The 11,956-nt window shown below is 43.2% G+C and carries 9 protein-coding genes; 5 read left to right on the forward strand and 4 right to left on the reverse strand.

Annotated features, from left to right (window positions below):
* Positions 1-33: 33 nt before the first annotated feature.
* The 3 genes from FD723_RS13170 to lpdA form a co-directional block, all read right to left on the reverse strand.
* Positions 34-285 (reverse strand): DUF5340 domain-containing protein, encoded by a 252-nt coding sequence (locus FD723_RS13170; protein ID WP_179069134.1) that lies wholly within the window; start codon positions 283-285, stop codon positions 34-36.
* A 243-nt stretch (positions 286-528) separates the two neighbouring features.
* On the reverse strand, positions 529-1,419 hold the full coding sequence (gene trpC / locus FD723_RS13175; protein WP_179065730.1) for an indole-3-glycerol phosphate synthase TrpC: 891 nt from the start codon (positions 1,417-1,419) through the stop codon (positions 529-531).
* 104 nt (positions 1,420-1,523) lie between these two features.
* Positions 1,524-2,948: a dihydrolipoyl dehydrogenase gene (gene lpdA, locus FD723_RS13180; RefSeq protein ID WP_179065731.1), complete on the reverse strand. Its 1,425-nt coding sequence runs from the start codon at positions 2,946-2,948 to the stop codon at positions 1,524-1,526.
* A gap of 422 nt (positions 2,949-3,370) precedes the next feature.
* Here lpdA and FD723_RS13185 point away from each other — a divergent pair, with 422 nt between their 5' ends.
* From FD723_RS13185 to FD723_RS13200, 4 genes are all read left to right on the forward strand, one after another.
* Complete coding sequence (locus FD723_RS13185) at positions 3,371-5,146, forward strand: SWIM zinc finger domain-containing protein (protein WP_179069135.1); 1,776 nt, start codon at positions 3,371-3,373, stop codon at positions 5,144-5,146.
* 116 nt (positions 5,147-5,262) lie between these two features.
* Positions 5,263-7,047, forward strand: coding sequence for a ShlB/FhaC/HecB family hemolysin secretion/activation protein (locus FD723_RS13190; RefSeq protein ID WP_179069136.1), 1,785 nt, complete (start codon positions 5,263-5,265; stop codon positions 7,045-7,047).
* A gap of 420 nt (positions 7,048-7,467) precedes the next feature.
* Positions 7,468-7,626: a hypothetical protein gene (locus FD723_RS13195; protein WP_179065732.1), complete on the forward strand. Its 159-nt coding sequence runs from the start codon at positions 7,468-7,470 to the stop codon at positions 7,624-7,626.
* Between the two features lie 115 nt (positions 7,627-7,741).
* On the forward strand, positions 7,742-10,378 hold the full coding sequence (locus tag FD723_RS13200) for an EAL domain-containing protein (RefSeq protein WP_179065733.1): 2,637 nt from the start codon (positions 7,742-7,744) through the stop codon (positions 10,376-10,378).
* A gap of 202 nt (positions 10,379-10,580) precedes the next feature.
* Here the strand turns inward: FD723_RS13200 and FD723_RS13205 are convergent, their stop codons facing one another.
* Positions 10,581-11,540 (reverse strand): SGNH/GDSL hydrolase family protein, encoded by a 960-nt coding sequence (locus tag FD723_RS13205; RefSeq protein WP_179065734.1) that lies wholly within the window; start codon positions 11,538-11,540, stop codon positions 10,581-10,583.
* A 202-nt stretch (positions 11,541-11,742) separates the two neighbouring features.
* Between FD723_RS13205 and FD723_RS13210 the strand changes: the two genes are divergently transcribed.
* Complete coding sequence (locus FD723_RS13210; RefSeq protein WP_179063510.1) at positions 11,743-11,919, forward strand: hypothetical protein; 177 nt, start codon at positions 11,743-11,745, stop codon at positions 11,917-11,919.
* The last annotated feature ends 37 nt before the right edge of the window (positions 11,920-11,956 follow it).

Here is an 11,956-nt window from a genome sequence, read left to right on the forward strand (position 1 = left end):
AAATTAAAAGTTGAGATATTTAAGTTATCAACTTCAATCGGGCGCAACAACTTTGTTATCGTGATGATGGTTGATTGACCAACGGTGATCAATAGTTACAGAGGAAAACTCGCAAATTTCTTCTAGTCGCTTTTGCTGTACAGCAGCTTTACGGAGAGTAATAATTAGCTGATTCACCTGATGCCGTAAATCTGGATTATCATTTACTGCTAACATAGTTTGTCTTTCTAAGAGTTGAAGTATAAGTTCGTAATGAATAGGTGAAGGTAGAGGGATTTGCTCCATGAAGTTAAATTTTGATTTCATATTTGGTATTTTTTATCAGTCAGAGTTTGTCTCTTATTAATGAATTGTTACATAAGAAATAACTAGTTGTTTATGGCTTTAATTTGATTAGCAATGAAGATTTGGCAAAGATATTGATGATATTTAATGGCAAAGTGCTGCGTATCTACGCATAGTATGCCCAATTGCCAACTATTTTGTGCAGTTGCCCTGCGCCTTTTAGGGCAGGAAAGGTGTAACTTTTCAGAAATTCCTCGGTAATATCTGGGCGATCGCAGTGCCGGGATCTGGCTGTTTTACCAAAGATTCTCCAATGAGTACAGCGGATGCACCCGCTGTCAGCACCAAACTCAAATCATCTGGGTTGTGTAGTCCTGACTCGCTGACAACCAGGATGTTTTTCTCCTGCAATTGGCTACCCCTTGTAGCTAAAAGTTCACAAGTAGTTTGCAGATCAACAGAGAAATCTTCCAAATTGCGATTATTGATTCCTACCAAGGAGACTCCATCCAAGGCTAACACACGGTCAAGTTCTGCCAAGCTATGGACTTCAATCAAGGCTGCCATTTTCAGGTTGTTAGCAATTTTCAGGAAGTATTTCAAATCTTGATCGCTCAGGATAGCTGCAATCAACAAAATAGCGTCTGCACCCTGAACCCGCGCTAAGTATATCTGGTAAGCATAAATAATAAACTCTTTGCACAGTAGGGGCAAATCTACGGCAGCCCGAACTTTGGCTAAGTTGTCAAAGCTACCTTGAAAAAACTTGACATCTGTTAGCACCGAAAGACAACTAGCACCACCTTGTTGATAAGATTGGGCGATCGCTACTGGGTCAAAATCTGCCCGTAAAACGCCTTTGCTAGGTGAAGCTTTTTTAACTTCGGCAATCAATGCTGGTTTAGTCCTGCCTTGACGCAAAGCGGCGACAAAATCGCGGGTTGGCGGTGCAGTGAGTACCTGTTTCAGCAATTCTTGCAAAGGAACTTTTTCCCGCATTTGGTCATATTCTATTTCTTTCTGCCAGACAATTTCTTCCAAAATGTTGTTTGGCGCTGCATCAGGCACGGCAGCCTGATAACGTAACATGGACACAGCAATAGCTGGGTTAGGTGAACGACGACGGATTTGCATAATTAGTCATTAGTTATTAGTCATTAGTCATTGGTCATTAGTCATTGATCGGTGGTCATTTGTCCTTGTTTATTGACAAAGGACAAATGACGGAGGACAAATGACTAAATGGCTCGTTTATAAGCTTCGTCTAAGACTTCCGAGAGTGTCGGGTGGGCGTGAACTAGATGTGCCAAGCTTTGGACAGATTGACGGTTGGCGATCGCAGCTGACGCTTCATGAATTAAGTCTGAGGCGTGCAGTCCGAAAATGTGGACGCCCAAGACTTCTCCGGTGTCTTTGCGATATATGACTTTGGCAATACCGTCGGCTTCATTTTCTGCTAAAGCTTTGGAATTTCCTTTGAAATAACTCCTACTTGTGGCGATTTCAAACCCTTCGGCTTGTCCCAACTCCTTAGCTGCGGTTTCTGTTAAGCCCACATAGCTGACTTCTGGGTGGGTAAACGCCGCTGCGGGGATGCTGCGATAGTCTACTACTCTTTCCCTTCCAACTATATTTTCTACCGCAATGATGCCTTGAGCAGAAGCCGCATGTGCCAACATCATTTTCCCATTAGCATCGCCAATTGCCCACAAATGTGGCACGACTTCACCGGCTGATAACACTGCCATGCGATCGTCTACTGGAATAAAATTCCGCCGATCAACTTCCACACCCACAGACTCTAAACCAAGATTTTTGGTGGCTGGGATGCGTCCAGTAGCTACTAAGCAAGCATCTACTTCGATGACATCTACATCTTCTTTGGTTTTGAAATCTGCTAACTCAATTACCACAGGTGAACCTGGGATAACTTTTTTGGCGTATATCCCAACTTTCGTTTCAATATCGCGGGGAGTAATTAGCACCCGTTCAGCAAGTTTGGCAATATCGCGGTCAAATCCTGGCATTAACTGATCTAGGGCTTCAATTAAGGTGATTTCGCAACCCAAAGCTGAGTAAATATCAGAAAATTCCAAGCCGATATAACCACTACCAATAATTGCCACCCAGTCTGGTAGCGACTCTAATTTGACACCTTGATCGCTGGTAAAGACAGTTTTGCCGTCTACTTCAATCCCTGGAGGTACAAAAGGAATTGAACCAGGTGAAAGAATGATGTCTTTGGCTGTGATGGTTTTTTCACCGCCGTCTCCAGAAATCAAGACTTTTTGCGCCCCAGCGATTTTTCCCCAACCTCGGATGATATCGACTCCTAGACGTTTGAGGCTGTTGGTTAAATCGCCTTGAATTTTTGAGACAAGATTGGTAGCATGATCGGCGATCGCTTGGCGATCGAATTCCACGCTACCAATTTGAATTCCCAGTGACTTGAGGTGGTGGGCATTGCGTAACTCCCGCACACGTCCAGATGCAGCCAGCAGCGCTTTAGAAGGAATACAACCCCGATTAACACAGGTTCCTCCCATATCAGCAGCTTCAATAATTGCTGTTTTCAAACCACAACTTACGGCGTGTAAGGCTGCGCCATGTCCGCCTACACCAGCGCCGATAATTACTAAATCGTAATCATATCCTTGACTCACGTTAGTTTCCCCGTCTGCTTCGCCTATTTATTCTCAACTTGACCGACAATCAGCGCAATCCTTTTAACATTTATCAGTTTTATCGCTGAATTCTAAATCCCTCACCTTACATTACCCTGACTGCTTACTGTTGACTGTTCACTGATTTCAGGTTCGGGTATTTCTCACTCAAATTATGATTCACTCACTTCTGGCGAAAATATGGATATTTTCATTATATGGTTTGGTTTTCCCAGAAAAGCGACAATAAATTAGGTGAGTATTTGCAGGGTAATGAAGCTGATTTCAGTTCTGAGCTAGTTAATGAATAGAAATTGAAGCCTCATCGAGAGTACCCATACTTTTTTTTCTTTACAGCGCGTTAGCCTAACACTAAGCTGGATTTAGGATTGATCCAGAGGATTTACACAGGCGATCGCTCGATGTCTATTCCCCAAATTAGTGAATTTACTATCCGCCGTCATGCCAACGCCAAATCTTTCCAACGGGGCGAGGCATATTATGAGGCTGGTGCTGTCAATACTGTTATCCAACGTGGTCATCTGCTTCAGGCGGATGTTGTCGGCACTGAAGCTAGACCTTATCATGTCAACCTGAGTTTCGATAGCAGTGGCTTAACTTCAGTAAAATGCACCTGTGCCTACGACTTGGAAGGGTGGTGCAAACACATTGTCGCGACGATGCTTGTCTGTGCGCGTAACTCAGAAAATATTGAGCAGCGCCCCACCCTAGAAGAACTACTAAATCGCATAGATTATATCCAAACTCAAAGGCTGCTGCAAGAGTTAGTCGCAGAATACTCACCATTAATTGAGGCGATTGACCGTCATGTAAGTTGGATGACGAATCCTGCTGACAACCAAACAAACATCAAACCTCTGCGCCGCAGGACTATTGATCCGACTCCCTTTCGGCGGCAAGTACGGCAGATTCTCAAGGATACCGTGCGCTACTTTGAGGAGGGATATGAAGAAGACCCGATTGGCGAAGATTTGCTGAGTGTGGTGCAAACTGCGGTAGATTTTAGCGAACGTGGAGAAGGTGAAAATGCGATCGCTATTTTGCAAGCGATTACCTCTACCTGTGTGGAAAATTGGGATGATGTTGCCGAATATGGCGCTGAAAACGATGAAATTGTCGGGGAATTAAATAGTGCTTGGTGTGAAGCAATTCTCAGCACCCAACTTACCCCAGAAGAAAAAGTTGATATTCAAATTAATTTAGAAGCATGGCAAGATGATTGGAATGTTGACTTTGGCCTGATTATGGAGGCTTTACGCCAAGGTTGGGATTATCCACCATTGCTACAAGTTCTCCAAGGTAATATTACGGAAAGAGGAGCTTGGGAAGAAGATGTGCCAGATTATGCAGATGATTTGGCATTAATTCGTCTAAAAATTCTCGAACGTCAAGAACGTTATCAAGAATACCTATATTTAGCAGAAGCGGAAGGGCAAACCCAGCAATATCTGACCATGTTGGGGCGTTTAGGCAGGGTGGAAGAAGCGATTGACGCGGCTCAAACACAGATGAACTCAATGGAAGAGGCTTTTGCCCTAGCGAAAACACTCAGCATTCAAGGAGCATTACAGCAAGCACTAGATATAGCCCAAAGTGGGTTAAGTTTACCAGGTAATTGTCAGTACGAATTGGGAATTTGGACAAGTGATTTAGCTAGTGAGTTGGGTAATAGTGAAACTGCTTTATTTGCAATCAAGACAGCTTTTCAAGTCAAGCCCTCTTTTGTGGACTACCAAAAGATGGCAGAATTGGCTGGGGAAAACTGGGAAAGTGTCAAAACAGACCTGCTGAAAATTGTTCGGACTTATAGTGGTTGGGGAACAGAATCAGCCAAGCTGGACATATTCTTGCATGAGGGGCTAATTGATGATGCAATTGCGATCGCTAGTGAACTTAGTTCTTATCATTCAGAGCTAATTCACCGAGTCATGGATGCTGCTATCCCTCATAATCCTAGTTGGGTGATTGCTAATGCTCGTCTCCGTGCCGAAAAAATTATGGATGCAGGTAAAGCCGAATACTACTATTACGCGGTTGAATGGTTGAAAAAGGCGCGTAATGCCTACTTGGAATCTGGAAAGAAATCTGACTGGTTAAGCTATCGAGAAAAATTGATGCAAACCCATGCTCGTAAACGCAAATTGATGGGAATGTTTAAGCAAAAAAGTATGGAATAAAAAACTCCATCCCCTTGCAGGATGGAGTTTCCCGTCGCTTTCAATGAAGTAAGATTCACATCTAAACCAGTCACCGTATAATTACATGGTTACTGACAAAAAAATAGCCCAGTGTGATGATTGATAAATATCCCCAGAACCTTATAGTGTCTTGCTTACCGCTAAGTATGCTTCTGTTACTCGGCAGTATATATTCTAGTCCACTGAAAGCCCAGGCTATTGATACTACACAATTACCAACTAGTAATTTCATCCTGTCACAACAACTCCCACCACCACAGGATGTCCAACCACCTGCACCTTCACCACTTCCTGCACCGGAATTGCCACAGCCACTTCCTCCACCAGCAGAACTATTTCCCCCATCTGCCCCAACTCCCACACCAGAGGAACCAATTCCTGGCAATTTTCCTCAAACTATTGTTGTTGAACGGTTTGAAGTTGTTGGTAGCACAGTCTTCAGTGCCCAAGAGTTAGCTAAAGCCACTGCTGAATTTACCAAACGACCGATCTCGCTGACCGAAATATATCAAGCACGTTCTAAAATTACTGATTTATACGTCAAAAAAGGTTACATTACCTCTGGTGCATATATCCCACCCCAAACAATCCAATCTGGTGTTGTCAAAATTCAGGTGGTCGAAGGTAAATTAGAGGGTATCCAGGTAACTGGAACTCGACGGTTGAATCCGAATTATATCCGCAGCCGACTAGCAATAGCGACATCACCGCCTCTGAATCGCCAGCGTCTATTAGAGGCACTGCAACTTTTGCAACTTAATCCCTTGATTAAAAACGTGACTGCTGAACTCTCAGCAGGATCGCGGACAGGTGCTAGTCTCTTAGAAGTCAAGATCAGTGAGGCAAAAACCTTTAGTAGCCAAATAGTTCTTGATAATGGGCGATCGCCTAGTGTTGGCAGTTTCCGCCGCCGATTACAATTGAATGAAGCCAACTTATTGGGATTGGGAGATGCTTTAGGTGTAGCTTACACTAATACCGATGGTAGCAATTCCTTTGACGCCAGCTATACATTACCAGTCAATCCGAAGAACGGAACCATCAGCTTTAACTATGGCACTACATCGAGTAATGTCATTGAACCTCCTTTCAACGTTTTAGATATCCAATCGTCTTCTCGCTATTACGAACTAACATTTCGCCAGCCCATAATTCAAACTCCTACGCAAGAATTCGCCTTGGGGTTGACAGCCTCACGACGGGAAAGTGAAGCCTCCTATGTGGAAATAGAGCGAATACCTTTCCCTGGTTTAGGCGCTGATAACCAGGGACGCACCAGGGTATCTGCGTTGCGATTTTTTCAAGAATGGACTTCTCGTAACAGCCGTGAAGTCATCGCCCTACGCTCTCAATTTAGCTTGGGTATCGATGTGTTAAATCCCACCATTAATCAAGAGGCTCCCGATGGCCGCTTTTTTGCTTGGCAAGGGCAAGGACAGTGGGCCCGCCTTTTAGCTCCTGAAACCTTACTATTACTTCGTTTAAATACACAACTTGCCTCGAGAACACTTTTGCCCTTAGAGCAATTTGGCTTAGGTGGACAGGATAGCATTCGAGGCTACCGTCAAGATTACCTGCTAACGGATAATGGCACTTTTGTTTCTGCGGAAGTTCAAGTACCGATTCTGCGTTTACCCCAGATAAATAGCACGTTACAGGTTGTCCCCTTTGTGGATTTTGGTGTGGGCTGGAATAGTTCGGGCAGAGACAACCCTAATCCTAATACTTTAGCTGCTGTTGGTTTGGGGTTGCGTTGGTCACAGGGCGATCGCTTCACTGTTCGTCTTGATTGGGGTATTCCTTTAATATCTGTTAATTCAAATGACAGAACATTACAAGAAAACGGTCTGTATTTTAGTTTACTTTATAATCCTTTTTAAAATTTAGGGGTCAATTCTCTTGATCGCCTCAACGAGAAGCTTTGCTAATAAAGGGTTCCCGCCATTAAAGCAACTTGTACAAGAAGGCAAAAGTAAAAAGAAAGAATGCTTATTTTGTGAGCTTTCTGGCTATTTTAAATAGGTGGTTTATTTACGCCGTGTTGTACTATCGTGCGATCATCCAAAGATCAGATGTTTCTATCTAATTCGCAAAATTCCGTGAGGCAGCACTATTTAACCGATTAAAAAATAAAAATCAGACATTTAAGACCCTTTGTTTTGAAATCTCCTGAGCTAGCTTTCCTCTTTAGCAGAAGCTAGACTAACAATTTTGAATGCGTGAATTTTGAATTATTAATCTGGGTATCCTAAGAAAGACAAGGTTGAATGATATAGACGAAGGGACAAAGTTTATAACTTATGTATGAATGCAGAAATCAGCTAGAACTTCTACCGCAAAAACTGATTGAACAATTAGCCATCTCATTCCAGAAGGTTAATTATGAAGGTAAAGGCTGGTTTGCACCCTCATATCAATTTTGGGATGCCTACGGCGGGCTACGCCTACACAGACGATAAGAACTTTTATTGAGAAAATTTTTCTAGAAGTGTAGCCTGAAAGCCTTAACTTCAAGAAGTAGTATTTTTCAGATTAAGACATAGAAATAAAGGTATGAGGATTTGAGGAACAGCCATGCTAGAAAATGAGCGGGAAAAAATACGCCATCTGTTGGTTATTCAAGACCTGCAAGGGCGGCGAACTATCCCCTTGCGAGAAAATACTTATTCGCTGGGGCGGCATCCCGCAAACACTATTGTCTTGGCTTCTCGGTCAGTATCAATGCAACATGCAATTTTATTACGAGTAACTGTTCCTGAGACTGACCAATATGGCTTCCAAATAATTGATGGTAACTACAAGGGAAAAGGCAGTACTAATGGCTTATTTGTAAATGGGACTAAATGTTATTCTCATAATCTCAGACATGGAGATATTGTTGCCTTTGGTAGCAATCAAGCTCAAGCTAAATATTACGCTATTTCCAACATTTCTGAAAAAGTATTTTCTGAATCTTTTGATGTTGAAGACTTATCTGGTTTCCTCTCCGCGCAAGCTAATCCTGCTAATCCTTTTCAAACTTTAGCTGTCGATCCCAGCTTTGAAGCAGCTAGTGAATCTGCCTTAGCTCGCCTAGCATCCTTCCCTGAGCTTATTCCCAATCCGATTATTGAGATGGATTTCGAGGGAACAGTTACTTATCTCAATCCGGCCGCAGCTCTCAAGTTTCCTAAACTTCGGGAAGTTGGGATAGAACATCCGATTTTAACAGGACTCCTAAGTGGGGTTAACAATCTAGAACAAAATTCTTTTGTGCGGGAGGTGGAAGTCGGCGCAGAAGTTTTTGAACAATCCGTACTTTATCTCCCTGAAAGTGATTTAATTAGAACTTTTATTGTCAGGGATATTACAGAGCAAAAGCAAGTTACAGCCGAACTACATCAGCGCGATCGCTTGCTACAGGCAGTTGCAGAAGCGGCTAATTATTTGCTAGGAGAAATGAATTATGAAACTGGTGTTAATCGAGCTCTAGCTGTACTGGGTGAAGCTGCCCAAGCAGATCGTGCCTATCTTTTTCAGAACCATTCTCATCCGGCTACAGGGGAAATAGCCGTCAGCTTACGGTTTGAATGGACGCACTCTTTTATTGAATCTACCCAACACCATTGGCAGAATCAGCCTTATCAAGCTTCTGGATTAGCCCGTTGGTATACAGTTCTCTCTAGCGGCCAGTCGATTAGCGGACTCACCCAAAAATTTCCTGTCGCCGAGCAAGAATTCCTAATTCGAGATGGCATTAAATCCCTTCTTTTAGTGCCTCTGCGCTTAGACAATGAGTTCTGGGGCTATCTTGGCTTGGCAGACTGCAACTTTGAGCGTCATTGGTCTAGGCATGAAGAATCTACCCTTTTGACCATGGCCGCCAGTATCATTAGTACACGGCAGCGCCAGCAAGTAGAAGAAAAAATTCGTTATCAAGCCCTCCATGACGTGCTGACAGGGTTGCCCAATCGCCTACTATTTAACGAACTGCTCAATAAAACTCTGCCCAACGCTACCCGCAATGGCGAAAGTTTAGCTGTGATCTTTCTCGACCTGGATCGCTTCAAGGTGATTAATGATACTTTGGGACACACTCTGGGAGACCAATTGCTACAAAGCGTCTCTCAAAGATTAAAAGACTCACTCAGAGGCGGAGACACTGTAGCCCGTTGGGGAGGTGATGAGTTCACTATTTTACTCCCGCGAGTTAATGATATTGAAGAGGTAACTTTGGTGGCTTGCAGAATATTACAAGCTTTAGAGGATGCTTTTCATCTCCAAGGGCATGAACTTTATGTAACTGCCAGCCTTGGTATTGCGTTACTTGATAACAATAGCCCTGACAGCGAAACATTAATCCAGCACGCAGATGCCGCTTTGTACTACGCCAAAGACAAAGGGCGGAATAACTACCAATTCTACAGTGTTTCCCTGAGTGCTAAAAATCCCGAACTTCTGACTTTAGAAAAGAGCTTGCGCTATGCCCTAGAACGCAATGAATTTACGCTGTACTATCAGCCTCGCGTGAACATTGCCACAGGAGAGATTACTGGTATGGAAGCTCTATTGCGTTGGCAGCATCCAGAGATGGGATTGGTCGCGCCCAGTGTCTTTATTCCCTTAGTCGAAGAAAGTGGATTAATTGTCCCCATTGGTGAATGGGTGCTACGGACAGCCTGTAGCCAAAATAAAGCATGGCAAGATGCAGGATTACCACCAATGACGATCGCTGTTAATCTTTCTCTGAAGCAGTTCCGTCAACCTAAATTGGTGGAGACTATAGCCGAAATCTTAGCAGAAACGGGTCTGGAGCCGCGCTTTTTAGAATTAGAAATTACCGAAACCACAGCTATTGAGGATTTGGATTTTACCAGAAAGGTGTTAGAGAATGTCGAGAAGATGGGTATTTACATCTCCATTGATGACTTTGGTACAGGTCATTCCTCGCTTTCCCGCCTACAACTTTTGCCACTGCACAATCTGAAAATAGATAAGTCTTTTATTCAAGATTTGACGCGCGATGTTAAAGTAGCTCATATCATCAAAGCCATAGTTGGTTTGGGACAGAGCTTGGGATTGAAGTTGACAGCTGAAGGGGTAGAGAATGAAGAAGAATTGGAGTTTTTGAAATCTATCAACTGTGAAGATGTCCAGGGCTTTTTATTCTACCGGCCGCTTTCTGCCCAAAAAGCCACAGAAATCCTCGAAAGTAAACGACCAACCCTTTAGTACAAGAGACGAAATCAGTACGCGTCTATTCCCTTCTTGCCTGTTCCCTCCGCAATTAAGTTCAGTAATCAAATCGGATTCCTATACAAGAATTGTGGATAACGCATATTTAATGTTTGGAGATATTTAATAGATATTTCCGAAAAAGAATGTAGAGACGTAGCAGTGCTACGTCTCTACAAGGGTTCTGGGTAACGCATTTTTAATTTCTGGAGATTTCTAATGTTTCCAAAAGCGATCGCTCCATAACTTCACTGACAAATTTATTGCCCTGCAAGTTGAGGTGAATGTGATCGTGAAACAAACCTTGCGGGTTAGTAGTTGAATTGAAGGCTGGTAAAAAATCTATATAGTTAATTTGCTGTGCTTTGGTAAAATCGCTCAAGCGCTGACGCGCTTTAATTTCGTAATCGCGGGGGCCCGGTTCAGCAATTTCTCGTAGTAAGGGAGTCATGACAAGAAGAAATTGGCTGTTGCTTTGGCGAGTCAAGGCTTGAATTTTAGCGATCGCCTCCAAATTAATTCCCACGCGATCGCCTGGTTCATTTTGCACGGCTTGTAGTTCGGGAATTGGCTTTTGTTTAAGGATATAACGCTGCCAAACTTCCGCTAACGCCAGAGGCGGTTTCCGATCTGGATAGTTGCGATCGCGTCCTACCGGTAAAGAAGTCGGAGGAGTAGCAAACAAATCATCGGTATTAATTAATAACACCACTGCTTGCGCGTTGAAATTGCCAAACTTCTCTAAATAAGCTAATTCGTTCCTTGGTCCCCAAGAGTTAGCTGAAGCATTTAACACTTCTATTTCTTGGTAATTCCTATTAGTGGATGATACTAGAGAACGCATTATCAAATTAGATATTGTATTCGTTTGATCTGTCCACCAGCCACCATTAGCGATAGAATCACCTAATAGTAGAATTCGCAACCCAGAAGGTGCAAGTATTTTTTTGATCGGACTACCCCGCATAGAATATTCATTAATTTCAATGCGATTACCAAAACGGCGGGTACGTTGGTTAGGAGCCAACAAATAACCAATCTGCTCATCACCAATATAAATTAGGGGATTACCAAAACCGAAGAGCGATCGCAGTCCGATCTCAACTACCACAAACAATCCCACAACCACCGCCGAAATCACGATCAGTGCTATTTTCACCTACTCACACCCTCTTATACCAAGTTGCTTTTCAATGATACTGGGGGAATGGGGATTGGGGACTGGGCACTGGGGACTGGTGATTGAGTATGGTTATTTTCCTTGTCCCCTTGTCTCCCCCAGTACCCAATGCCCATTCCTAAATTCTTAGAATGAATTTAACATCATCAGCAAAGAGAAGGACTACAATCAAAACGGACAAATGTTTCATGCTCCAAAAACAGAGGATTACAAAGCTATGTCCGATTTAAATCGAGGAATTATGAAATTTGAGGGTGCAGATTCCCCAAAAGTAGTCACTATCTCTACCGTGTTGCTTCTGGGATCGATCGCTGCTCTGATCATCTGGGCGCTGCAAGCGGCCTATGCGCTAAACTAAAACCATTAGTAGTCTAGAAGGACACTTGTCTTAAACG

The sequence above is a fragment of the Nostoc sp. C052 genome (assembly GCF_013393905.1).
Taxonomy (GTDB): domain Bacteria; phylum Cyanobacteriota; class Cyanobacteriia; order Cyanobacteriales; family Nostocaceae; genus Nostoc.